We start from the raw sequence: 23,535 nt of genomic DNA, 5'->3' as shown, positions 1-23,535 counted from the left end.
GGCAGGGTGCTAGTTGCGGAGCGATACAGGGTGGGTAGTTCACTGGGGCGTGGCGGTATGGGGGAGGTCTTCCGTGCCGTGGACGAGCAGTTGGGGCGGCCGGTCGCGGTCAAGTTGATGCTGCCCACCGATCGCGATCCCCGCGCGGTAGAGCGCTTTCATCGGGAGGCACGGTCTGCCGCGCAGCTGAACGATCCGCACGTTGTCGCCGTCTACGACTTCGGCCAGGAGGGTGACCAGTTCTACCTGGTGATGGAGTTGGTCGAGGGCGGGACGGTGGCGTCGGAGCTTGCCGAGCACGGTCCGTTGCCGAAGGATCGGGCGATCGACATCGTCGAGCAGGCTGCCGTCGGGCTGGCCGCGGCGCATCGCGCGAACGTCGTCCACCGCGACGTGAAGCCAGGCAATCTGCTGCTGGCTCCTGGCGGGATGGTGAAGGTCGCGGACTTCGGGATCGCGCACCAGTCCGATACTGGCGCGACCGCGCTGACCGCTACCGGTCAGCTGATCGGCAGCGCGCTCTACTTGGCGCCCGAGCGCGCCAAGGGTGGGCAGGCCGGCAAGCCGTCCGATGTGTATTCGCTGGGCTGTGTGCTCTATCAATTGCTGACCGGTCAGCCGCCTTTCTCGGCTGAACACCCGGCGGCGCTTCTCTACCAGCACGTCGACGCCGCACCGCCGCTGCCGAGCGCGACCCGTCCCGAACTCGCCGGTGGCCTCGAGGCTGAGCTGCTCCGGATGCTCGCCAAGGACCCCGCCGAGCGGCCGACCGCCGAGGCGATCGCGGCTGGTTCGCTCCGAACAGCGTCGCTTGCGACCACACCTCTTGCGACCACACCTCTTGCGACCGCACCGGTGGTCGCTGCGGGGCCGGTTGAGACCACACCACTAGTGCCTGTGAGCGACACGCCGCCTGCTCGGCCCGGGCGGAAGAAGGCTTTGCTCGCTGGCGCTGGAGCCCTCGTCGCTGTCGCGGCCGCGGTACTGGTCGGAGTCATCCTCAACAACAACGACCCGAAGGCGCCGACAACGGATATCGGCCCCGGACCAGGAGTCGTCTCCAGTACGCCGGACACAACCGCTACCTCCAGCTCAGAGGCAAGCCAGCCCAGCCAGCCGACTCGCCGCACCTCGACCCAGCCCTCCCAGACGCCGTCCAGCTCGAACACGCCGCCGCCCTCGTCCACTCCGACGACAAGCGCGCCGACACCAACGCCGACACCGAGTAAGCCGACGCAGAGCCCCACACCCACCGCGACGACCACCACCCCACCGACAACCGCCCCGTCGAGCACGCCGCCCACCGAGCCCCCGTCGAGCCCTCCTCCGTCAGGCACGCCGTCACCAGACGCCCAGTAATGCGTTAGGCCGCGCACCCATCCACCTGCGAGGCAGCCCCGAATGCCTCTCGACTGTGCTTGTGATCTGGATCACAGCATCTGCGACTGAGTCGCAGTTGGACGCGCAGTCCACAGAGGGAAGGGACAGACATGAGTGACGCAACACGTCGCGGATTCCTGGTGTTCGCGGGGGCGGGGACCGCGGCCGCGGTCGGCGCGGTCGCCGCGCCGAAGATCTTCGGCGACAAGTCCGCCGACGCCGCGACCCAGCTCGAGGCGGCGGACCTGGCGAACGCCGAGTCGTTCGTCGTGCACGTCAAGGACGTCAAGAAGGGCGAGCTGACGATCCTGGTCGGCGAGCGCGAGGTATCGATCATCGATCGCGAGCTGGCCACCCGGCTGGCCGGCGTGACGACGGCCTGAGGAGAGGGACCATGTCTTCCCATCGCGAAGCACCGGAGATCTCCAAGGACCCGGTCGCCGACAACACCGACGTGTATGCGTTCGTCAGCCCGGACAAGCCGGACACGGTCACGTTGATCGCCAACTTCATCCCGTTCCAGAACCCGTTCGGCGGGCCGAACTTCTACGAGTTCGGCGACGACGTGCTCTACCAGATTCACATCTCCAACGCTGGTACCGGCAAGGCGGACATCAGCTACCAGTTCCGCTTCCACGCCGAGATCCGGAACAAGAAGACGTTCCTGTACAACACCGGTCCGATCACCTCGATCAAGGACAAGACCTGGAACCGGCCGCAGTACTACTCGGTCACCCGGGTCGAGCACGGCCGGTCGCGGATCCTGGCGCGCGATCTGGCCGCGCCGCCGGTCAACGTCGGCGTTCGCAGTACGCCGAACTACGCCAAGCTCGCGGGTGAGGCGATCCACACGATCGGCAAGGATCGCAAGGTGTTCGCCGGTCAGCGGGCGGACGGGTTCTTCGCCGATCTCGGTTCGATCTTCGATCTGGGCACGTTGCGGCCGTTCCAGGCGGCGCACCTGATCCCGTCCGCTGCTGCGATGGGTGTCAACGGGTTGCAGGGGTCGAACGTGCACACGATCGCGCTCCAGGTGCCGATCACCGACCTGACTCGGGACGGTAAGAAGCCGAAGGACGTGATGGACGTCAAGTCCGTCATCGGCGTCTATGCGACCGCGAGTCGTCAGCAGTCGAAGATCTTCGACGATCTACTCGGGATCTCGACCTGGCACGGTCCGCACAAGCAGGTGTCGCGGCTCGGGAACCCCTTGTTCAACGAGGTGATCGTGCCGATGGCGGAGAAGGACAAGTGGAACAGCCGGCCGCCGTCGGAGGACAAGAAGTACGCGCAGTACGTGACCAAGCCGGAACTGGCCGGTCTGCTGCCGGTGCTCTACCCGGGTGTCTTCCCGAACCTGGCGGCCTACAAGAAGCCGCGCGCTGATCTGGCCGCGATTCTGCTGACCGGGATCCCGAAGGGCGTCGTACCGGGGTTCCAGAACTACACCGGGCCGGTGCAGGCGGACATGCTGCGGCTGAACGTCGCGGTGCCGCCGTCGAAGTCGCCGAATCCGCTCGGGCTGGTGGCTGGTGACGCGGCCGGTTTCCCCAACGGGCGCAGGGTTTTCGACGATGTCGTCACGGTCGAGATCCGGGCGGTCGCGGGGTTGACGATTCCGTTGGTGGATCCGTCGTTCACGCCTGACGGGGCTGCTTCGGCGGTCCAGGACGGGACTTCGAACACGAACTCCGCCTACCTCAAGGTGTTCCCGTACCTCGGTACGCCGGGTGGTGGCTACCAGAGCAAGCCCGGCGTACCGGCCGCGTCATGACCGGGCCGCTGACCAACGCTGAGGAGAACCCACACGCCGGCAAAGGCTCGTCGGTCCTGCTCGACATCGGCGACGGCGTCGGCGCGATCGTGCTGACGATGCCGCCCGAGTTGGAGGACGCCGAGATCGAACGCCGCCCGATCGGCGGGTCCGAGGAGGCCCACCAACCTGCCCATGGACATGGCCACGGGCATGGCCATGGGCACGGCTTTCCGCACGTGGCCGTTGTTCCGCGGCCATCGCCGGACGGCCAGCTGGTCCACTCGGCGGTCTTCTTCGACGTCCCCGAAGGCAGCTACGAGCTGTACCTGCTGCCCGACGGACCCGTCCAACTGAAGGTCGAGGTGGCCGGCGGCCACGTCACAGAGGCGGACTGGCTGAGCTGAACCGAAGGACCGTCGGGATGGGACAGGGGCCCACCCCGGCGGTTCGGCGTCAGCGGGCGATACCGACTTGCGGCTATTCGCTTGCTTCTTCTCGGAGCTTCTTCTGCAAGGCGTCCTTGTCGAGTGAGGACACGCCTGAGATGTCGGCGTTGCGGGCCTGCTGCAGCAGTTCGGCGCGGGTGATGTCGTCCGGCTGGTCGCCGAGATGTTCCTTGCGGCTGGCGGCGAAGGCTTCGGCCAGCTCGAGCCTGCGCTTCTCGCTCAGCTTGGCGCGGATCCCGGGAAGGACGCTACTCTCTTCCTCGTTGACGTGGTGGCTGACCGCGTCTACGAGGTCCTGGAGGACCTTGTCGAAGGCGGCGGAGTCCGGGTCGGTCGCCGCCAGTTTCGCCAGCAACTGGTCGGCCTCGACATGCTCCTCCTGGCTGTGCGCGACGTCATCGGCTTCGTCGGCCTCGGCGGCGGCCGCCGGGTAGACGACGGATTCCTCGGCGCGGCTGTGCGCGGACAGCAGGGTCGTCAGCACAGGTACCAGACCCTTGCGCTTCTCGGGGTGGTCCTTCAACTCGTCGAACAGCCGCTCGACCTCACGGTGGTCCTGCATGATCAGATCGACGACATCGGCAGTCATGCCACTTCCCCTTCACTGTGTCGCGCCCCTGGCGGCGTGACTCCGCCGCCCCGGTACCCGGCTGGAAACCGAGTACGCCGATCAGCCCTGCGACTGAGTGCGGGTTCGAGCCTCGTGCGTGCTCCTCAGCCAGCCGGCGAAGGCTTCGAGGTTCTTGACGTGGTCGCGGGTGACGTCGATGTGCCGAAGCCGTTGGCGCGCTTGGATTCTGACCGACGGCGGGCCGAAGGCGAGATAGCGCAGTACCGGGGAGGTCGGCCGCAGGGTGATGTCCTGGATGTCGGCCCAAGCGATCCGATGCTGTCCGAGGGCGATGCCGTCCGGGCCGATCGTCAGTCTCGACCGGCCGGTGAAGATGCCGTAGTACAGGCGGACCGCACCAGCCACGTACACGGCCAGTCCTGCCACGCAAAGGTGGCAGGCGAACCGCGCGTAGTCCGTCATCGGATCGTCTCCGCCGGCGACCAGCAAGTAGGCAATCCAGCCGCCGAACAGCACGGTACCGCTCAGGTAGAAGACCCGCCGCGGACGCCGGACAGCGATCTCAGCCGTCTCGACGCCCGCCAGTGGCCGCGACCAGTCTTCTCTCTGGACGTGGTTGATCACACCGCAACGTACAACGAACCTCAGGTCAGCCGATGGAGGGGCCGAGGCCCAGGGATTGGGGGGTGCTGGAGTCGGGGGAGGGTTGGTGGAGGCCTTCGTCGAGGGGGCCGAACTCGGTCATAAGGGCTGCGCTGCCGCCCCAGGCTGTCTGCTCCTCGGCGATCATCGCGTTGGTGGTGAGAAGGAGGCCGGCGACCGAGGCGCCGTTCTGGAGGGCTGATCTGGCGACTCGGAGGGGATCGACGATGCCCATCTCGAGCATGTTGCCGTAGCGGCCGTCGAGGGCGTCGAAGCCGTCGTCGGTGCCGAGCTGGCTGATCCGCTCCAGCACCTCCTCGCCGTTGTAGCCGGCGTTCGTGGCGATCAGGTACGCCGGTTCGCGCAGTGCCCGCCGGACGATCTCCACGCCGATCGCGTAGTCGTCCTTGACCTCCAGATCGTCGAGCGCCGACGCGGCGTGCAGGATCGCCACCCCACCACCGGCCACGATCCCTTCGGCCATCGCGGCTCGAGTCGCCGAGAGCGCGTCCTCGACCCGGTGCTGGAGTTCCTTCAACTCGGCCGGCGTCGGCGCACCGACCGAGATCACCGCGACCTTGCCCGACAATGCGCCGATCCGTTCGGTCAGTACGTCCTCGTCGATCCCGAAGGCGGCCCGGTCGAGCTCGGCCCGGAGCTGGGCCAGCCGGAACTCGACATCCTTCTCGTGGCCGGGGGAGGCGACGATCGCAGTCCGGTCGGCGGTGACCCGGACCTGGATCGCCCGGCCGAGCCGGTCGACGTCCATGTTCTCCAGGCTGAACCCCGAGTGCTTGCTGAGCACCGCGCCACCGGTGATCGCGGCGATGTCCTCCAGCTTGTGCAGCCGCCGGTCGCCGAACCCGGGCGCCCGCACCCCGATGCACTGGAAGTGCCCGTTGATGTGGTTGTGCACCAGCATGCTGAGCGCGGTGCCTTCGAGGCTCTCGGCGATGATCACCAGCGGTTTCGGATCCCGCATCACCTTCTCGAGCAGCGGCATCAGCTCCTGCACCTTGGTGATCTTCTCGCTGCAGAGCAGGATGTACGGGTCGTCGACGACCGCCTGGAGGCTGCCCGGGTCGGTCACCATGTACGGCGACAGATACCCGTTGTCGAACTCGAACCCCTCGACGAAGTCGACCCGGATCCCGTGCTCGGCCGACTCCTCGACGGTCACGATGCCGCCGTCGCCGACCGAGTGCAGCGCCTTCGCGATCACCGCCCCGACCATGTTGTCGTCGTTGGCCGAGATCGCCGCCACCCGGGCGAAGTCCAGTTCGGTGGCGACCGGGTACGCCACCTGGCGCAGCCGTTCGACCAGCCGGGCCACGGCGAGGTCGATACCGCGTTTGATCAGCACCGGGTTGCCGCCGGAACCGATCGCGGCCATCCCCTCCCGGACGATCGCGTGCGCCAGTACCGTCGCGGTGGTGGTGCCGTCGCCGACGATGTCGTTGGTCTTGATCGCGGCTTCCTTGACCAGCTGGGCGCCCATGTTCTCGAACTGGTCCTTGAGATAGATCTCGCGGGCGATCGTGACGCCGTCGTTGGTGACGACGGGCGAGCCGGTGATCTTCTCCAGTACGACGTTGCGGCCCTTCGGCCCGAGCGTCGAGCTGACCGCCTCCGACAGTTGCTCGACCCCTCTCAGCATCAGTTCACGCGCCTGTGCACCGAATCGCAGTTCCTTGGCCATCGTTCCCTCCTCAGTACGTGCCCGGTCAGGGCGAACGGTGTGTGGGTGCGCTACGGAACGAGGATCGCCCGGCCTCGCACCCGGCCCGCATCGAGATCCGCGACCGCCTCCGCGGCGGCCTCCAACGGGTAGGTCCTGGTGTGCAGGGTGACCTTGCCGGCCTGGGCGAGCGCCATCAGCTCGGCCAGCTCGTTGAACGTGCCGACGATGTTGCCGACGACGTTGCGTTCGGTGGAGATGACGTCCAGGGTGGGGATCCGCAGCTCGCCGCCGTACCCGATCACGTAGTACGAACCGGCCGGCCGGGTCATCGCGAAGCCGTCCTGCTCCGCGCCCTGCTCGGCGACGAAGTCCAGTACGACGTGAGCGCCGGCGCCACCGGTCAGCTCCTGGACCGCCTGTACCTGGTTGCCATCAGCAACGACCGTGTGATCGGCGCCGAGCTGCTCGGCGAGCTTGAGCGCCTCGGGATTGCGATCCACCACGATGATGTTGGTGGCGGTCAGCGCGGACAGGCACTGGATGCCGATGTGGCCGAGCCCGCCGGCCCCGATCAGCACACAGGTCGTACCGGGGTACAGCAGCGGAATCGCCTTGCGCACCGCGTGGTACGCCGTGATGCCCGCGTCGGCCAATGCCGCGACGTCCTTGGGCTGCGTACTCGGATCGAGCTTCACGCACGCCCGAGCCGACGTCAGCAGGTACTCCGCCATGCCACCGTCGCTGTCGAGCCCGGGGAAGCTGCTGTTCTCGCAGTGCATGTCGTCGCCGGCCCGGCAGGCGTGGCAGAGCCCGCACGTCGGGGTCGGGTGGAGGATCACCGTGTCGCCGACCTGGACGTTGGTGACGGCGGCGCCGATCTCGTGCACCCAGCCGGCGTTCTCGTGCCCGATCGTGTAGGGCAGGGTCGGCTGCATCGCGTCGGCCCACTGCCCTTCGATGATGTGCAGGTCGGTGCGGCACACTCCGGCGCCGCCGATCTTGACGATCACGTCCAGCGGGCCGCTGATCTTCGGCTCGGGAACGTCCTCGACCACTGGTTGCTGGTGGTACCCGTGCAGCCGGACAGCTTTCATGGTGCTCCCTCCTCGCCGGCTCCAGCGCCGGTGTACCGGTGCTGGAGCATTCCCCTACAGATCCCGGTGTTGGCCTCGATCCCGGTCTGGGTCAGCCGGGCCAGGCCCAGGTACTTCGGTGCGCCGGCCGCGGCCACCGGCGTACCACCGGGGTCGACGAGCAGCGGCGCGGAGTCGTCAGTACGCAGCCCGAGCTCGTCCCGCCGGCGTCTGAGCCGGTCGAGGTCGGCCGACGGGGGTACGTCGCCCAGTGTCAGCCGGGACAGCTCCGCCGGATCGGTGCCTGCAGCAACCAATGGCCGGCACACCTGATGGGTGCCGGCCAGCATCGCCTTGGACACGAAGGCGCGCCGCAACTCGTCCAGCTCGGCCGCCGCCTCGCCGTCGAAGGCCGCCACGAAACCGGCCCGGGCGGCGACGCCGGCGTTGATCTGGTCGGCCGCGAAGTGGTCCTCCAGCGCCACGTCGACCGTCCGCACCTCGGGCAGCGCCGCCAGTACGTCGTACGCGTCGGCGACCATCAGGAAGGCGAAGTTCGGCGCGCAGAAGTAGGTCGGCAGCCGGAGCCGGACGACAACGTCACCGGCCGCCGAGACATGACAGGACGCGACGAACCCGAGCGTGGTGATCGGCTCGTCCAGCTCCGGATCGCGGACAAGGTCCAGGGCGCTCAGCACCCTGGACCTCTCAGCTGTTGCCGTCATTACTGGGTGACCAGCTTCGCGTCGTCCTGCGCCGCCGGAGTGGCCTCCTTGAGCTGCAACTCGCCCGGCACCTTGATGTCGTACAGCTTCGCCGCGTTCAGCCCGAGGATCTTCTTCTTGCCCTCGACCCCGAGCCGTGGATAGTCGGCGAACTCCGGCGCGTCCGGGAACTCCCAGTCGACGAAGCCCTCGATCTGCCACTTCGGTTCCCAGATGCCGTAGTCGCTGCCGAACGTCATCTTGTCCTCGCCGACCCAGAACAGCAGCTCGCCCATCACCTTCGCGAAGAAGTGCGGCCGGGCCGCCATCAGGCCGCCGATCACCACCGACAGACCGGCGTAGACGTTGGGCTCCTGGGTCGCCATGAAGCAGAAGTCCTCGATCCGCGGCAGCCCGACGTGCTCGACGATGAAGTTGAGCTCGGGGAAGTCGGTCGCGGCATGATCCACGTCGGAGACGTCGAACGCGTCCTTGTCCAGCGGCCAGATGGTGGGGCCCTTGTGGACGTGGATGTTCTTGATCCCGTACTCCTGGGCCTTCTCCAGGTACCGGTACGCCGCCGGGTCGGTCAGCTTGTAGCCGCGCGAGCCGTTGTTCCACTCGGCGGTGTAGAGCTTGACGCCGATGGAGCCGTACCGGTCGATGTTGGCCTTCAGCTCGACCAGGCCGTTGTCGCCGTCGCGCGGATCGAACCGGGTGTTCAGCACGAACATGCCGGGATGCTTCTCACCCAGGCCGGCGTTCTTCTCGGTGGTGTTGAAGCCCTCCTTGTACCACTCCTTCAGGTACGTCGGCTGGAAGACCGCGACGTCCACGTAGCCGTCCTCGAAGACGTCCTTCATCAGGTCGTCCTCGGTGTAGCTCATGAACTTCTCGATCGTCCAGTGGGTCTCCTTGGGGGCCAGGCTCTGGTAGGCGTGGAAGCACTCGATCCAGCCCTTGGCGTACTGCTCGGCACCCGGCACCCAGTTGTCCGGCCCCGCGTTCCAGTAGTGCATGTGGCTGTCGACCACGAAGTACTTCTCGCCGTTCTTCTCGTACACGGTCGCCTCCCGACGAATATCAGTGCGCGGTCAGGTCGAAGCCGATGTACTCGGCAGCGTCCTCGGGGTTGGCGAACATGATCGTGCGGTCGTCGAGGTGGATCATCCGGCCGTAGTGGGTGGACATGTTCTCCTCGAACTGGGCCGCGTCGAAGGAGCCTTCCTCCTCGCCCAGCGCCTCGGAGATCTCGTCGTAGACGACCTCCATCTTGCCGACCGCGTCGACCCGGATCATCGACGGCAGCGGCGTCACGGTGACGTTCTCCTTGCCGCTCATCACCTCGGCCATCACCGCGCCGACCTGGTTGTTCATCAGCGTGAAGCCGCACCGGTTGGACGGGGTGTTGTCGGACTTGAACGGGCTCTCTGCGGTGGTGAAGGTGGTGCTCACAGTCCCAGCTCCTTGGGCTCCTCGAGGCCCAACCCGACGACGATGCCGCGGAAGCGGCTCTTCGCCCAGTCCAGCCCGTCCTCGAATCGTGGCGGCTTGCTGTCCGGCTGCGACCACAGCGGCTGCAGCTTGCGGGCCGCGCCGATCGACTTCTCGGTCCAGTCGGCCAGCCAGTCCTGCAGGATCGCCTTGTTGTGGTCGGCGAACTCCTTGTCGTTGGTGAGCAGCTCGAACATCGCCTTGGTGTAGCGCAGGTCGCGTTCGGCGAAGTCGTACTCCTCGGCGCCGATCACCGTCGGCGTCACGAAGTCGCCGTTGCCGGGCGCCGCTTGCTGGACCAGGTGGCTGCGGAACAGCTCGCCGACCAGCGGCTCGAAGATGATGTTGGCGGCGAAGATCGCCTCGCACCAGTCGTCGATCCCGGTCAGTTGCTCGGCGACCTCGTGGACGCCTTGCCAGGCCGGGTCGGAGTTCCAGGTGTCCAGGTGCGCCTTGCCGTCGAAGCCCTCGATCTCCTCGCTCAGCGTGAGGTTGTACAGCGCGAGGTCCTGGGCGGACCGGATCCGGTGCATGCTGTTCACCGAGATCGCGTTGTTGTGCATGTTGGTGGGCGCCCGCCGGTTCGCGTTCGCGAACAGGTACAGGCCGAGCCCGTGGTCGACGTGCATCCAGGCGCCGACGTGCTGCTCGACGAACCGGATCCAGTTCGGGTTCCACTGCTCGAAGGCCTTGGACTGCCGGGCCGCCTCGACGTTCTGGGTGATCTGCCGGACGACGTTCGAGTTGTACCGGTAGAGCGTCATCTCCCATTCTTCATTGGGATCGCGGAACTCGTGCCAGCCGGTGGCCGGCCACTCCTTGACGATCATGCCGCCGGTGCCCGGCCCGCGCTGGGGTGACGGAACGTCCGAACCCCAGGCCTTCAGCGCGGTCCAGTCCAGCGGGTAGCCGCCGCGGCCGTCGGCGAAGCCGTACAGCCAGCCCTGCGTCAGATAGTGCCGCGGGTCCGGCTGGACGTCGACCGTGACGTCCTCGTAGTGGCTCTGTTTGCGCTTCTGCGGGGTGTAGTAGTTGTACCGGCGGGCCGTCGAGTCCGGGAAGACCTTGGCACCGGCCTCGGCGTCGGTGAAGACCGGCTGCGGCACACTGCGTGCCTGCGGGGAGTCCTGTGTGGTCGTCATCTGGCTTCTGCCTCCAGCGCCTCGGGATCACCGGCGTCGCCGGTGGTGGTGAACTTGTCGTAGAAGATGCGCTTCTGCGCGACCCCCAGCCGTTCCAGCAGGGGGAGCGCGGCCTCGACCATCGGCGGCGGGCCGCAGACATAGGCGTCGGCGCCGGCGAGGCCTTTCTCGTAGCGGGCGACGACATCGGTGATGAGCCCGACCTCGCCGTCCCAGTCGTCGTCGGCGGCCGGCTCGGACAACGCCGGCAGGTAGCGGAAGTTCGGCAAGGTGGCTGCCAGGGACCGCAGCTCCTCGTCGAAGCACAGGTCGCGCTTGCCCCGCGCGCCGTAGTAGAAGGTGGTCGGCCGGTCGATCGCCCGCTCGGCCATCGACCGCAGCAGCGACAGGATCGGGGCCATCCCCGCCCCGCCGCCGAGGAACACCAGTGGGGCGCCGGGGTTGTCGCGCAGGGTGAAGACCCCGAACGGCCCGGTCAGCTCCAGTTGGTCGCCGACCGAGACCCGCTCGTCGAGGTACGACGAGAACAGTCCGCCCGGGTAGATCTTGATCACGAACTCGAGCTGTCCACCGTCGCGGCTCGAGGTGTTCGCCATCGAGAACGACCGGGTGGCTTCGGTTCCCGGCACGGTGATGTCGACGTACTGGCCGGGGAAGTACTTGAGTTCGCCGGGCTCCAGCAGGCGGAGTACCAGGTGCCGCATGTCGTGGGTGACCGCGTTGTTGGCGACCACCACGGCGATCGCCTCCTGGATCGGCAGGCCGGACCGGATCATGTCCGCGTCGTAGTTGAGCAGCTCGATCGTCAGGTCCTCGTAGGCATGCGCCCGGCACAGCAGCGTGAAGCCCTCGTCCAGCTCGTAGTCCGGCAACGCGAACGTCGAGTACCGGTCGAGCTCGATGTCGTCACCGTCGAGGACGAACGACTTGCAGGAGGAACACTGGCCCTCCTTGCAGCCGTGCATCAGCATCACGCCCTGCTCGGCCGCGGCCCGCAGGATCGTCTGCTCCTCGTCGACCTCGATCTCGATGCCGACCGGCTCGAACCGTACGACGTGCTTGTCGCCCATGGCTCCTCGCAAGCTGCACAGACCGGACAGTGGACCTGGGGGAGGGCGAGGGGCGCCCGCCCTCCCACGGCCTTGGGTCAGTTGTCCTTCGGTGCCCGTCCAGCAGGGCCACCGCGTACGTACCGGGCCGCGAACGCGGTCCGCTCGGCATCGCCCATCTCGTTCAGCAGCACGTTCGGGCTCTGCAGCGGGGGACAGCGCCGCAGATGGTCGAGCGTCCACATCTTGTCCGGGTTCAGGTCGAGATGCGGCTGCGCGACCATGGTCTTGCCGTCATCACGGACGAAGCCCATGTCGGAGACCACGTCGGCCCAGTTCCAGCCGTGGTACAGGGTCTCCCACTCGCGGTGGCCGATCAGCTTGCCCATGTTCGGCGTCTGCCGGCCCTGGAACGTCGGCCGGAAGGCGGTCTCGTCGGTCCACTTGCACATCTCGTGGCAGTACGTCCGCCACTGACCGTCGACCTTGCCCATCACCATGTCCTCACGGACCAGGCACGGCACCATGCAGGTCCAGCAGCGGTGTGGGTACTCGTAGTCGACGTCCTCGAAGACGATCGGCTTGTGCCCGTTCGGGGTGGACAGCCGGTTGTAGTTCTCCCACCAGGCGCCGTACTTGTCGTACCAGCCCGGGTACTTGAACTCGAACCACTCGAAGTCCTTGTCCGTCATCGGGTCGATCCGCCAGTAGTTGGCGAGCCAGCCGGTGGCGAAGAACTGGGCGACCTCGTGCACGTAGCCCTTGTTCCAGATCTGGTTCCAGGACTCCTCGATCAGGTCGTGCGGGATCTCCAGCCCGTACTTCTCCAGCGGCACCAGGTAGCTGCGGTAGTAGTCGTCGTAGATCCACCGACGCCACATCTCCGCGTAGCTCTCCCGGTCCTTGCGGCGGTCCTTCGTGCCGTACTCGATGAAGGTGCCGATCGCGGCGTCGACGACGCGGTGGTTGTTCCACCAGGCGTACCGCAGGTCGCGGGCCAGCAACTGGTGGTTCTGCTCGTCGGCCAGCGCCATCAGCAGCGTCGCGTAGCCGTTGCTGATGTGCCGGGACTCGTCGGACTGGACCGAGTGGAACACCGTCGGCAGCAGGTAGTCGCCGTTCGCGGCCGCTTCGGCCGGCATCGCGACGAACAGCGTGTTGGTGAAGGCGGTCTCGGCCACGATCGTGAGGTAGATACTGGCCGCGGTGATCGCGTCACCGGTGATGAAGCCTTCCGCGAACTGCCGGCCGATGGTGCCGCAGTAGTCGCTCTGGAAGTTGCGCAGACTGGAGTTGAAGCCCGCCGGGTCGATGTAGTTGTTCATGTACAGCCGCTTCAGGTTCTGCTGGATCGTCGAGTGCCGGACCTCGTCGATCATCTGGATCGCCTGACCGTTGTGCAGCTCCGGGTTCGGTACCGTCCGGAACAGCAGCGGCATCGCCCGGGCGGCCGAGATCTCCGGCAGCGGGATGATGCTCAGGAACAGTTTCTGCCACTCCAGCCAGCGTTCCTGCACCTGGCGGAACATGTTGCCGCGGATTGCACCGTCAGAGGCGCCGTAGACCCGGTGGTCCTTCTCCTCCTGCATCGGGAAGTACGACCGCAGGACCTGCTTGAGCGGGTCCTTCTTCTGCGCCTTCTGGAACGAGTAGTCGGTACCGTACTGGGAGACGGGCTCGTGGTAGGCAGGCTCCCAGGACAGTTCCTGGATCTTCTGGTGGGCCTTCGCCACACTCTGGCGACTCATGGCACTCCTCTATGGCTCGCTGTGGCCTGTGGCCTCTGGCCTGGCCCCCACCCCGTCGGGGCCGTGCGACGCGGGCAACCCCACGTCCTGCTTGCCTTTGCAGTACATCCCACCGGGTCCTCGACGAGAGGTCTCAAATTGAGACGCGCGTCCCCACCCCCTTCTTTCTCTTGCTTTTCAGCGGTCTCCGAAGACCGCCTCCCGGATCTGGGCGAGCTCCTCGGCCGCGTCCCGCAGGCTGCGCGAATCGCCTGGCGCAGCAGGCCGGATGCCCAGCGCCTCGAGCAACGCGGCGGCCGCCGCCCCGGGATCGCCGGCCGAGCCGAGTACCGGATGCAGCCCGGCCTCGACGAGCTGGTGGAAGACCGCATGCACGATCGTCCACGGGTTGTAGGTCTCATCGGTGGGAATCTGGTCGTCCATCCGCTGCCCCTTCCGCTCCCTACATCAGACTCCTCGCGCGCGCGTCCGGCTGTCTCAAATTGAGACAGCCGGATTCGCGGGCGCGGCTAGTCTGAAGGGAACGATGCCACCGGCGAGAGGGAGGCCTCGTCGTGGACGAACTCGAGACCGTGTCAGGGGACAGCGGCCGGACCGCCCATGCCCGGGTGAGTTTCCTGACCTTCGACGCCTTCCCGGTCGGCGATGTCCGCCGCCCGGTGCTGGCGTCCTGGGTGCGCTCGCGCCGCCGCAACCTGCCGGCTGACCGGATCGACCTGCCGTACATCTCGGATCCGGACCTCGACCAGCCGCTGACGCGGAGCGCGGACCCGGTGCTGATGCGGCTGCACGAACACCTGGACGGGCAGCCGATCAGCGTCATCCTCACCGAACGGGACGGCCTGGTACTCCGCCGGCTCACGTCCCACACCCAGTTGAGCCGACATCTCGATCGCGTCCACCTCGCGCCGGGCTTCAGCTACTCCGAGCAGTTCGCCGGCACGAACGGCATCGGCACGGCGCTCGAGCGCGGGGGCCCGATGCATGTGTTCGGGCACGAGCACTACGCGGAGGATCTGGAGGACCTGGCCTGCGCCGGCGTACCGATCAAGCACCCGATCAGCGGCAAGACGATCGGGGCCATCGACCTCACCTGCTGGCGCAAGGACGCCGGGTCGTTGCTGATCGCGCTGGCCAAGACGACCGCGGACCAGATCCGGGCCGCACTGATGCGGGACTGCTCGGCCCGCCAGCAGGAGCTCGTCGAGCAGTACCTGCAGGCCGGGCGCCGGAATGCGGACATGGTGCTCGCCTTCGACGGCGATCTCCTGGTGATGAACACGAACGCCCGCCGGAACCTCGACAACAGCGACCAGGCGGCGATCCTCGCGCACGGCTCCGAGATGCTGGCCGACGGCCGGACCGCCGTGGCGGTGGAGCTGCCCAGCGGCAGCCGGGTCCGGATCACCTGCCGTCCGGTGCCCGAAGGCGTCCGGACCAACGCGGCGGTACTTCAGATCAGCCCGCGAACGCCCGGCCTCGGCGTGATGGTGGTCAATACGAACCGGCCGCCACCACGCCCCGAGCTTCCCGGCATGGTCGGCAGAAGCGGTCCATGGCTTGCGTGCTGCCGGGATGTCGACAACGCCTATCGCGCCGGGCAATGGATCGTGCTCAGCGGCGAGGCGGGCACCGGCAAGGCAGCACTCGCCCGGGCCGCTCACCAGCAGAACAACCCGGCCGGCGCGATCGACGTGCTGGACGCGGCCGTACCGGTGAGCGACTTTGCAGCGGACGTCGAGGCAGAGCTGGCCGACGATACCGTTCAGGCGCTGGTGATTCGGCACACCGAGCGGCTCGCGCCGAAGCAGCTGGACGACCTGATCGGCGCGTTCTACAACGCGCGGGAACGCCGGCGATCAGATCCACCGTGGGTCGCGCTGACGCTGACCACCGCGGGCATCACCGAGCCCGACCTGGGCGAGTTGCTGCCACTGTTCCCACTCACCGTCACCGTGCCGCCGCTGCGTCACCATGCCGACGACATTCGCGAACTGGTCCCGTACTTCCTGAGCCAGCTGAGCCGCGATCTCCGGTGCTCGCCGGAGGCCCTGCACCAGCTCCTTCGCTCCGCGTGGCCGGGCAACACGACGGCGCTCCGTGGGGTCTTGAAGCAGATCGTCCAGCACCGCCGGCGTACCGGCGTCGTCGTGCTCGGCGACCTTCCGGCCGACCTGCAGGCGATCAGCCGGCGCAACCTGAGCCAGCTCGAGGCGCTCGAGCGCGACGCCATCATCCGCAGCCTGCTCGACAGCAACGGCAACCGTCGCGAGGCGGCGCGCGCCCTCGGGATGTCCCGGGCGACCATCTACCGGAAGATCCACGACTACGGGATCCGCTAGGCCGCGCTGGTCCGCCGATCGCGGAGTACCAGCGCGGGCTGGCGTCTGGAGCTTGGTCAGTCGCAGGTGTCGCAGATGCCGTTGGCCGGCGTCTGCATGTTGCACTTGGGGCACTTCTTGATCGGGCGCTCGGCGATGGCGGCCTTGCGAGCCCGAGCACGGGCGGCGCCCAGCTTCGACGGGATCATCGGGGTGCCGCCGCCGGCCGGGAGGCCGGTTGCCTCGAAGAGGCGGTAGATGGCCAGCCGCTCGTGGGAGGCGTGGACGTCCGGGTCCGGGGGAGTGGTACCGGTTGCTGCGCCGACGATGGCGGCGTAGCCGTCGAAGACGCTCTCGTCGGGGTTGACGCACAGCGCCGACAGCATCGGCTCACCGCGGCGCAGGCTCTCGGCGGAGACCTCGGCGAGAACCCCGCCGATCCACTGCCGGGTCGGCTGCTTGGTCCGGATACCGGTCAGGTCCTGGACACCGGCGGCGATGTCCTTGTGCTGGACGAGCGATTGGTACTTCTTGGCCGCGACGAGCAACATCTCCCGGGCGGCGCCCGCCCATTCGGTTCGTGCGGTGGCCATGCCGACATCGGAGACATCGCGCCAGGCGCGTTCCTCTACATCCGGCAGTTCGTGGTCAGGTGCGGCGACATCGAAAGTGGACACCATCGAAACCCTAACCGGCCGCCGCCGATCGGCGAAAACGTGGGTTCACGCAACGGCGTGTGACGGTGTCATAACATCGGGTCATGGTCATGTCCGAGGACGACGTCAGGGCCCAGCTCAGCACCCCTCTGGCCTCGCCGGCTTTCCCGCGCGGGCTGATGAAGGGGTTGGGAACCGCTCCGACCGAGGACGACGAGTGAGCGACGTCACTGGCCGGGTGCGCGCGGCGCTGGCCAATCCGATTCGCTCTGCGGCGGACGACCACTTCGACATTCATGCGGCGCTGGGGGAAGTACTGGCTGAGGTTGGGTTGACGGCTGCCGACTGTGGGGGGCGGGTTGAGTTTGTGGGGGCTGATCCGGTTGTGCCTAGTGCTGTAAGGCTGGGAGCGGCGCCGGCTGTTGGGTTGGTGGCTAAGTCGGTCGGGTTGGCTGCGTTGTGGCGGCATCGGGGTGGGGTGGGGCAGGACATCAGCATGGATCTGCGGAAGGCGCCGCATCGGCTGTGTCCGTTCTACGACAAGAAGTGGGAGTTGGTTAACGGGCTGCCACCAACGAATACCGCCGATCCGGGGAGTCCGTTGTCGCTGACCTTCTACCGGGCCGGCGACGGGCGGTGGGTGATGCCGCTCAACATCTATCCGAAGCTCAAGTCGAAGACGCTGAAGCTGTTGCGGACGTACGACGATGCGACGGCGATCGCCGCAGCTATCGCAAAGTGGAAGGCTGCCGATCTGGAGGAAGCCGGCGCCGACGCGGGCATCGTGATGCCGATGGTCCGTAGTACCGAGGAGTTCCTGGAGACCAAGCAGTATCAGGATGTCCTCGCCGACCTGCCGTTGATCGAGATCGAGAAGATCGGCGACTCTCCTCCCGAGCCGTTGCCTGCAGGCGCTCTCCAGCCGCTGGACGGCATCCGCGCACTCGGCCTCGGCCACGTCATCGCAGGCGCCGGAATCGGCCGCGCGCTGGCCCAGCACGGTGCCGACGCATTGAACCTTTGGCGCCCAACCGAGTGGGAGAATCCGGTCGTCTACCTGACCGCGAACGTCGGCGTACGGTCGGCCACCGTCGACTACGCCCGCAACCCAGCCGCGATGGCGACGGTCCGCGACCTGCTCCGGGGTGCCGACGTCTTCTACGCCAACCGGCGGCCAGGCCAGGTGTCCTCGCTCGGCCTGTCGCCGCAGCAGGCAGCCGCGATCCGGCCCGGCATCATCCACACCACGGTTTCGCTCCACGGCGAGGAAGGGCCGTGGTCGACGCGGGTCGGATTCGACCAGACCGCCGGCTGCGTCACCGGGATGATGACCCTGGAAGGCTCGGCCGACCAGCCGGTACTTCCGCACATCGGCGTCGTCAACGACTACCTGGTCCCATGGCTGGCGACCGCCGGGATATGCTCGGCCCTGATCCGCCGGGCGACCGAGGGCGGTTCGTACCGGGTGCACATCTCGCTGACCCGGATCGCGCTGTGGATCATCAGCATGGGCGTCTTCGACAAGAACTTCGCCCGCAGCATCGCCGGCACCGGCGTCGACCACGCCTACCTCGACCCGGACACCTTCACCGCCGAAACGCCGCTCGGCCTCTACCAGGGCGTCACCGACCAGGTGCGGATGTCCGCGACCCCTGGCGACTTCCGTACGATCCTCGTCCCCCGCGGCTCCGGCCGCCCCGAATGGCTCCCGACAGGACTGTGAAGATGACCGATATTCCAAAGCTCGTCACCGACCTCCGGGCCACCTTCGACTCCCGCGTGACCCGTCCGGTCGAGTGGCGCCGGGCGCAGCTCACGGCGCTGAAGACCATGCTCCTCGAGCAGGACAAAGACTTCGTCGACGCTCTGTACGCCGACCTCGGCAAGCCCGCCGAAGAGGCGCGCGGCACCGAACTGCAGTTCGTCATCAACGAGATCGACCACACGCTGGAGCACCTCGACGCCTGGCTCGCGCCGGAGCCGGCACCGCTCCCGGAGAAGCTGCAGCCTGGCAAAGCAGAGGTGATCCGTGAGCCGCTCGGCGTCGCGCTGGTGATCGGGCCGTGGAACTACCCGCTGCACCTCGCGCTCGCCCCACTGGTCGGGATCTTTGCCGCAGGCAACGTTGCGGTGGTGAAGCCGAGCGAGCTGTCGCCGACCGTGTCCGCGGCGATCGCGCGGCACCTACCGGCGTACCTGGATTCGTCTGCAGTGGGAGTCGTCGAAGGTGGCATCCCGGAGACCACCGCCCTTCTGGAGCAGCGTTTCGACCACATCTTCTACACCGGCAATGGTGCTGTCGGCGTGATCGTGATGACCGCCGCCGCGAAGCATCTGACCCCGGTCGCACTGGAGCTCGGCGGCAAGAGCCCGGTGATCGTCGATACCGACGTCGATCCCGTTCTGGTCGCAGGACGGCTGGTCCGGGCCAAGTACCTGAACGCCGGCCAGACCTGCGTCGCTCCCGACTACGTGCTGGCGATCGGCGACTCGGCTCCGCTCGAGGCGGCGCTGACCGATGAGGTACGCCGGAAGTTCGGTGACGACCCGTCGACGAGTAAGGACTACGGCCGGATCGTCAACGAGCGTCATTTCGACCGGCTCTCCGGATTGCTTGCCAGCGGCAAGGTTGTGGTCGGCGGCGAGACGGACAAGGCCGCGAAGTACATCGCCCCGACCGTGCTGACCGACGTTTCTCCGGACTCGCCGGTGATGGGCCAGGAGATCTTCGGCCCGATCCTGCCGATCCTGACCGTCGCGTCGCTGGACGAGGCGCTCGCCTTCATCCGCGACCGGGACAAGCCGCTCGCGCTCTACGCGTTCACCGAGTCCGACGAGACCAAGCAGCGCATCCTCGCCGAGACCTCCTCGGGCGCGGTCGGGTTCGGTCACCCGGTGGTCCACCTGACCGCGACCGACCTCCCGTTCGGCGGCGTCGGCGAGAGCGGCATGGGCCGGTACCACGGCAAGTACTCGATCGACACCTTCAGCCACCTGAAGGCCGTCCTCGACCGCCCGCTCGACTGACGCCTCCGCAGACGACGGCTACGCCGGATCGGCCGATCCGGAGTAGGTGCGACGCAGTCAGGAGGTTGACCTGGCGGCGTCCACGATCAGGTCCGCCACCCGGCAGCCGCCGTCGGGAAGATGAAGGACCCTTGGCATGAGGCCGGGTGTCGGTTCGGTTCTTGCAAAGATTGATCGAGATATTGCGTAGATGTGTCGGTGGCGTTACGGTCTGGCCACCATCGACTATCCGCCCCTGTCGAGAGCGAGCTGCGCATGTTCCGGTCAATCGAATCCTGGAGTCGGAAGGCTCGCGTCGGTGTACTCGCCGTCTGCAGCGCCGTGATCGCCGCCGGACTTGCCGTCTCGGCAACCGGGCCGGCCTGGGCCGCGGCGTCGGGCGGTGTCGGCGCGACCTTGCCGTACGTCGAAGTACAGGCCGAGAACTCGTCGACCAACGGCACCCTCATCGGCCCGAGCGCCGCGTACAACACGCTGGCGGCCGAGGCGTCCTACCGCAAGGCGGTGACGTTGCAAGGTACCGGGAAGTTCGTCGAGTTCACGACGCCGTCGGCGACCAACTCGATCGTCTTCCGCTACAGCATCCCGGACACCGGGGGAGGGTCGGTCTATACGCCGCAACTGTCGCTCTACGTCAACGGGACCAAGCAGCCGAACTTCACCCTGACCAACGCGTACAGCTGGTACTACGGCGGCTACCCGTTCACGAATACGCCGGGGAGCAACCCGCACCACTTCTACGACGAGGCCCACCGGCTGTTCCCGACCACCTATCCGGCCGGTACCAAGTTCAAGCTGCAGGTCGATGCCGAGGACACCGCGTCGTCGTACACGATCGACTTCGCCGACTTCGAGAACGTCGCGGGCGCCTTGTCCCAGCCGGCCGGTTCGGTCTCGGTGACCAGTGCAGGCGCGGACCCGACCGGCGCAGCCGACTCCACCAACGCGTTCAACTCGGCGATGACGCAGGCCGGATCCGGTGGCACCGTGTGGATCCCGCCGGGCACGTTCAAGATCCCGGGGCACCTGATCCTGAACAACATCACCTTCAAGGGTGCGGGCATGTGGCACTCGACCGTCGTCGGTGCGGCACCGGGTTTCTACGGCAACTACGCGCCCAATGCCAGCAGCGGCGTACACCTGTCGGACTTCGCGATCTTCGGCGACGTCCAGGAGCGCAACGACGGTGCTCAGGTGAACGGCATCGGCGGCGCGCTGAACAACTCGACCGTGGACCGGGTGTGGATCGAGCACGAGAAGGTCGGCGCCTGGATGGACGGCCCGTTCACCAACCTGGTGATGAGCGGGCTGCGGATCCGCAACGTGACCGCTGACGGCGTCAACTTCCACAACGGCGTCACGAACTCGAAGGTCACCAACAGCGATCTGCGCAACCTCGGCGACGACGGCCTGGCCACCTGGGCCGAGCAGAACGCAGACGCGAACGACTCGTTCGACCACAACACGGTGCAGTACCCGATCCTGGCCAACGGCATCGCCATCTACGGCGGCCACGACAACTTCGTCACCGACAACCGGGTGATCGACGCTGGCCTCACGCAGGGCGGTGCGATCCACGTCGCGCAGCGGTTCGGCTCGACGACGCTCGGACGGACCGACGTACTGCGCAACACGATCATCCGGTCCGGGGGACTGGATCCGAACTGGAACTTCGGAGTCGGCGCGCTGTGGTTCGACGCGCGCGACGGTGCGATGACCGGCCTGACCAACGTCGACAACATCCTGATCCAGCAGAGCCCGTTCGAGGCGATCCAGTTCGTGTCGGGCTCGAACATCACCAACGTGAAGATCAACAACGCGACGATCCAGAACACCGGTACCTGGGTGGTCCAGGAGCAGGTCGGCGGCTCGGCGACCATCACCAACAGCACGGCCACCGGGACCCAGGCGCCCGGCCCGATCTACAACTGCGGCGTCGGCTTCACGCTCACCGACGGTGGTGGCAACTCGGGGATCTTCGGCGCCAACCAGTGCCAGAACATCACCGCGCCCACCTTCCCGCCGTACCTGCCGGACAACGGTTCGTCGATCTCGATCAGCCCGACCGCCGTCGGCTTCGGCTCCGTCGCGACCGGCTCGTCGAGCGCGCCGAAGACCGTCACCGTCACGAACAGCGGTACTGCGGCAGCGCCGGTCAGCTCCATCGCGATCACCGGTGACTTCGCGCAGACCAACAACTGCGGCACCAGCATCGCGGCCGGCGGCTCGTGCACCGTCAACGTGACCTTCAGCCCGACGGCCGCGGGTGGCCGCTCCGGCAACCTGACTGTCACCGCCGCCGGCGTCACCAACACCGTCCCGCTCTCGGGCACCGGCGTCGCACCCGGCCCGATCCTTGGCGCCAACCCGAGCAGCCTGTCCTTCCCGGACACAGCAGTGGGCAGCTCCTCGTCGACCCAAACCGTCACAGTGACGAACTCCGGTACCACGTCAGCGACCGTCTCGGGCGTGTCCGCCACCGGCGACTTCAGTCAGACGAACAACTGCTCGACCATCGCAGTCGGTGCGTCCTGCACGGTCACCGTCACCTTCCGGCCAACCGCATCGGGAGCTCGTACCGGCGGCGTGACTGTCACCAGCAACGCCAGCCCAGCCTCGATTTCCCTGACAGGCAACGGGATCGGGACCGACACCAACCTCGCCCTCGGCAAACCGGCCACGGCGAGCAGCCAGGTCAACGGCACCCAGATCCCCGCCACGGCAACGGACGGCAACGCCAACACCTATTGGGAAAGCGTCAACAATGCCTTCCCGCAGTGGCTGCAGGTGGACCTCGGATCTGCGCGCAGCATCGGCAAGGTGACGCTGAAGCTTCCGCCGACCACGGCCTGGGGCACCCGCACGCAGACGCTGTCGGTCCAGGCGAGTACTGACGGCTCCAGCTTCAGTACGCCGGTGGCCTCGGCCACGTACACCTTCACCTCACCGGCCAACGTCGTGAACATCACCGTTCCGGCAACCAACGCCCGGTATGTCCGGGTCAACGTCACCGGCAACAGTGGTTGGCCTGCTGGGCAGGTGTCGGAGTTCGAGGTGTACCCGAGTGGTGGCAGCCCGATCAACACTCCGATCCTGAGCACCAACCCGTCGTCGCTCACCTTCGCGTCGCAGGCACTCAACACGACCAGCGCCGCCAAGGCGGTCACGGTGACCAACACGGGCAGCCTGGCTGCCTCGGTCTCGAGCGTCACTGTGTCGGGGGACTACACGCAGACCAACAACTGCGGCAGCATCGCGGTCAACGCCTCCTGCACGGTCAATGTCAGCTTCCGGCCGACCGCGTCGGGCACTCGTTCGGGGTCGTTGACGATCAACAGCAATGCGACCAACAACCCCACCACGGTTGCGTTGTCGGGTACCGGCGCTGGTGCCCCCAACACCAACCTCGCCGCTGGCAAGCCGACCAGCGAGTCGAGCCACAACGACGTATACCAGTCGAGCAACGCGACCGACGGGAACCAGGCGACGTACTGGGAGAGCGCGAACAACGCCTTCCCGCAGTGGCTCCAGGTCGACCTCGGCTCCGCGCAGAGCGCCGGCCGGATCGTCCTGCAACTCCCCGCCGGCTGGGGAGCCCGCACCCAGACCCTGTCCGTCCTCGGCAGCACCGACGGCTCGAACTTCAGCACCGTCGCCGGATCCGCCGGCTACAACTTTGCCCCCGGCAACAACAACACGGTGACCATCACCTTCAACCCGACCGCCCAGCGGTACTTCCGGCTCAACCTCACCGCCAACACCGGCTGGATCGCCGGCCAGATCTCCGATTTCCAGGTCTGGAACTCCTAACCCGGGAAGGGCCGGTACGACTTTGCTCAGTCGTA

At 67.2% G+C, this 23,535-nt stretch carries 20 protein-coding genes; 8 read left to right on the top strand and 12 right to left on the bottom strand.

The genetic code is table 11. The features are described 5' to 3' along the window. The first annotated feature begins 30 nt into the window (after positions 1–30). From OHA70_RS33815 to OHA70_RS33800, 4 genes are all read left to right on the top strand, one after another. Complete coding sequence (locus tag OHA70_RS33815) at positions 31–1,359, top strand: serine/threonine-protein kinase (RefSeq protein WP_328324663.1); 1,329 nt, start codon at positions 31–33, stop codon at positions 1,357–1,359. Positions 1,360–1,490: 131 nt separating this feature from the next. Continuing rightward, positions 1,491–1,763: a twin-arginine translocation signal domain-containing protein gene (locus OHA70_RS33810; RefSeq protein ID WP_328324661.1), complete on the top strand. Its 273-nt coding sequence runs from the start codon at positions 1,491–1,493 to the stop codon at positions 1,761–1,763. Between the two features lie 11 nt (positions 1,764–1,774). Next, positions 1,775–3,154, top strand: coding sequence for a DUF4331 domain-containing protein (locus OHA70_RS33805; RefSeq protein WP_328324659.1), 1,380 nt, complete (start codon positions 1,775–1,777; stop codon positions 3,152–3,154). Further along, the gene (locus tag OHA70_RS33800; protein WP_328324657.1) at positions 3,151–3,540 is read left to right on the top strand and encodes a hypothetical protein; all 390 of its coding nucleotides are present in this window, start codon (positions 3,151–3,153) and stop codon (positions 3,538–3,540) included. The genes OHA70_RS33805 and OHA70_RS33800 overlap by 4 nt, the downstream gene beginning before the upstream one ends. 73 nt (positions 3,541–3,613) lie before the next feature. On the opposite strand, the gene OHA70_RS33795 is transcribed toward OHA70_RS33800, so the two are convergent. The 11 genes from OHA70_RS33795 to OHA70_RS33745 form a co-directional block, all read right to left on the bottom strand. Further along, positions 3,614–4,171, bottom strand: a complete 558-nt coding sequence (locus OHA70_RS33795) for a hemerythrin domain-containing protein (RefSeq protein WP_328324655.1) — start codon at positions 4,169–4,171, stop codon at positions 3,614–3,616. An 81-nt stretch (positions 4,172–4,252) separates the two neighbouring features. Beyond that, positions 4,253–4,777, bottom strand: coding sequence for a hypothetical protein (locus OHA70_RS33790; RefSeq protein WP_328324652.1), 525 nt, complete (start codon positions 4,775–4,777; stop codon positions 4,253–4,255). Positions 4,778–4,802: 25 nt separating this feature from the next. Further along, positions 4,803–6,494 (bottom strand): chaperonin GroEL, encoded by a 1,692-nt coding sequence (gene groL, locus OHA70_RS33785; RefSeq protein WP_328324650.1) that lies wholly within the window; start codon positions 6,492–6,494, stop codon positions 4,803–4,805. Between the two features lie 50 nt (positions 6,495–6,544). Then, the gene (locus tag OHA70_RS33780; protein ID WP_328324648.1) at positions 6,545–7,570 is read right to left on the bottom strand and encodes an NAD(P)-dependent alcohol dehydrogenase; all 1,026 of its coding nucleotides are present in this window, start codon (positions 7,568–7,570) and stop codon (positions 6,545–6,547) included. Beyond that, positions 7,567–8,274 carry an iron-sulfur cluster assembly protein gene (locus OHA70_RS33775; protein ID WP_328324646.1) on the bottom strand — a complete coding sequence of 236 codons (708 nt, stop codon included), beginning with the start codon at positions 8,272–8,274 and terminating at the stop codon, positions 7,567–7,569. The genes OHA70_RS33780 and OHA70_RS33775 overlap by 4 nt, the downstream gene beginning before the upstream one ends. Then, positions 8,274–9,317, bottom strand: a complete 1,044-nt coding sequence (locus tag OHA70_RS33770; RefSeq protein ID WP_328324644.1) for an amidohydrolase family protein — start codon at positions 9,315–9,317, stop codon at positions 8,274–8,276. Before OHA70_RS33770 ends, OHA70_RS33775 begins: the two co-directional genes overlap by 1 nt. A 19-nt stretch (positions 9,318–9,336) precedes the next feature. Continuing rightward, a complete protein-coding gene (gene mimD, locus OHA70_RS33765; RefSeq protein ID WP_328324642.1) occupies positions 9,337–9,708 on the bottom strand; it encodes a propane 2-monooxygenase effector subunit MimD in 372 nt (123 codons plus the stop codon). Further along, positions 9,705–10,889 carry a hypothetical protein gene (locus OHA70_RS33760; RefSeq protein WP_328324637.1) on the bottom strand — a complete coding sequence of 395 codons (1,185 nt, stop codon included), beginning with the start codon at positions 10,887–10,889 and terminating at the stop codon, positions 9,705–9,707. Before OHA70_RS33760 ends, mimD begins: the two co-directional genes overlap by 4 nt. Continuing rightward, positions 10,886–11,959, bottom strand: a complete 1,074-nt coding sequence (locus OHA70_RS33755; RefSeq protein WP_328324635.1) for an NADH:ubiquinone reductase (Na(+)-transporting) subunit F — start codon at positions 11,957–11,959, stop codon at positions 10,886–10,888. Before OHA70_RS33755 ends, OHA70_RS33760 begins: the two co-directional genes overlap by 4 nt. A gap of 77 nt (positions 11,960–12,036) precedes the next feature. Next, positions 12,037–13,686: a hypothetical protein gene (locus tag OHA70_RS33750; RefSeq protein ID WP_328324633.1), complete on the bottom strand. Its 1,650-nt coding sequence runs from the start codon at positions 13,684–13,686 to the stop codon at positions 12,037–12,039. A gap of 177 nt (positions 13,687–13,863) precedes the next feature. Beyond that, complete coding sequence (locus OHA70_RS33745) at positions 13,864–14,109, bottom strand: hypothetical protein (RefSeq protein ID WP_328324631.1); 246 nt, start codon at positions 14,107–14,109, stop codon at positions 13,864–13,866. Positions 14,110–14,240: 131 nt separating this feature from the next. Between OHA70_RS33745 and OHA70_RS33740 the strand changes: the two genes are divergently transcribed. Continuing rightward, positions 14,241–16,028 carry a sigma-54-dependent Fis family transcriptional regulator gene (locus tag OHA70_RS33740; protein ID WP_328324629.1) on the top strand — a complete coding sequence of 596 codons (1,788 nt, stop codon included), beginning with the start codon at positions 14,241–14,243 and terminating at the stop codon, positions 16,026–16,028. Positions 16,029–16,084: 56 nt separating this feature from the next. On the opposite strand, the gene OHA70_RS33735 is transcribed toward OHA70_RS33740, so the two are convergent. Next, positions 16,085–16,684, bottom strand: coding sequence for a hypothetical protein (locus OHA70_RS33735; protein ID WP_328324627.1), 600 nt, complete (start codon positions 16,682–16,684; stop codon positions 16,085–16,087). A gap of 196 nt (positions 16,685–16,880) precedes the next feature. On the opposite strand from OHA70_RS33735, the gene OHA70_RS33730 reads away from it, so the two are divergent. The 3 genes from OHA70_RS33730 (at position 16,881) to OHA70_RS33720 (ending at position 23,500) form a co-directional block, all read left to right on the top strand. After that, complete coding sequence (locus tag OHA70_RS33730) at positions 16,881–18,386, top strand: CoA transferase (RefSeq protein WP_328324625.1); 1,506 nt, start codon at positions 16,881–16,883, stop codon at positions 18,384–18,386. A gap of 2 nt (positions 18,387–18,388) precedes the next feature. Next, positions 18,389–19,690, top strand: coding sequence for an aldehyde dehydrogenase family protein (locus OHA70_RS33725; RefSeq protein WP_328324623.1), 1,302 nt, complete (start codon positions 18,389–18,391; stop codon positions 19,688–19,690). A gap of 255 nt (positions 19,691–19,945) precedes the next feature. Continuing rightward, entirely contained in the window at positions 19,946–23,500 is a 3,555-nt protein-coding gene (locus tag OHA70_RS33720) for a choice-of-anchor D domain-containing protein (RefSeq protein ID WP_328324621.1), read from the top strand. The last annotated feature ends 35 nt before the right edge of the window (positions 23,501–23,535 follow it).

Source organism: Kribbella sp. NBC_00382 (assembly GCF_036067295.1).
Classification (GTDB): domain Bacteria; phylum Actinomycetota; class Actinomycetes; order Propionibacteriales; family Kribbellaceae; genus Kribbella.
Note: the sequence above shows the minus strand (reverse complement) of the source record. Positions and strands in the feature narration are given on the sequence as shown.

What these genes read in the sequence shown, in the direction of transcription:
- OHA70_RS33810 (WP_328324661.1), top strand. Translation starts at nt 1,491, where the DNA reads ATGAGTGACGCAACACGTCGCGGATTCCTGGTGTTCGCGGGGGCGGGG.
- OHA70_RS33805 (WP_328324659.1), top strand. Translation starts at nt 1,775, where the DNA reads ATGTCTTCCCATCGCGAAGCACCGGAGATCTCCAAGGACCCGGTCGCC.
- OHA70_RS33800 (WP_328324657.1), top strand. Translation starts at nt 3,151, where the DNA reads ATGACCGGGCCGCTGACCAACGCTGAGGAGAACCCACACGCCGGCAAA.
- OHA70_RS33795 (WP_328324655.1), bottom strand. Translation starts at nt 4,171, where the DNA reads ATGACTGCCGATGTCGTCGATCTGATCATGCAGGACCACCGTGAGGTC.
- groL (WP_328324650.1), bottom strand. Translation starts at nt 6,494, where the DNA reads ATGGCCAAGGAACTGCGATTCGGTGCACAGGCGCGTGAACTGATGCTG.
- OHA70_RS33780 (WP_328324648.1), bottom strand. Translation starts at nt 7,570, where the DNA reads ATGAAAGCTGTCCGGCTGCACGGGTACCACCAGCAACCAGTGGTCGAG.
- OHA70_RS33775 (WP_328324646.1), bottom strand. Translation starts at nt 8,274, where the DNA reads ATGACGGCAACAGCTGAGAGGTCCAGGGTGCTGAGCGCCCTGGACCTT.
- OHA70_RS33760 (WP_328324637.1), bottom strand. Translation starts at nt 10,889, where the DNA reads ATGACGACCACACAGGACTCCCCGCAGGCACGCAGTGTGCCGCAGCCG.
- OHA70_RS33755 (WP_328324635.1), bottom strand. Translation starts at nt 11,959, where the DNA reads ATGGGCGACAAGCACGTCGTACGGTTCGAGCCGGTCGGCATCGAGATC.
- OHA70_RS33750 (WP_328324633.1), bottom strand. Translation starts at nt 13,686, where the DNA reads ATGAGTCGCCAGAGTGTGGCGAAGGCCCACCAGAAGATCCAGGAACTG.
- OHA70_RS33745 (WP_328324631.1), bottom strand. Translation starts at nt 14,109, where the DNA reads ATGGACGACCAGATTCCCACCGATGAGACCTACAACCCGTGGACGATC.
- OHA70_RS33725 (WP_328324623.1), top strand. Translation starts at nt 18,389, where the DNA reads ATGACCGATATTCCAAAGCTCGTCACCGACCTCCGGGCCACCTTCGAC.
- OHA70_RS33720 (WP_328324621.1), top strand. Translation starts at nt 19,946, where the DNA reads ATGTTCCGGTCAATCGAATCCTGGAGTCGGAAGGCTCGCGTCGGTGTA.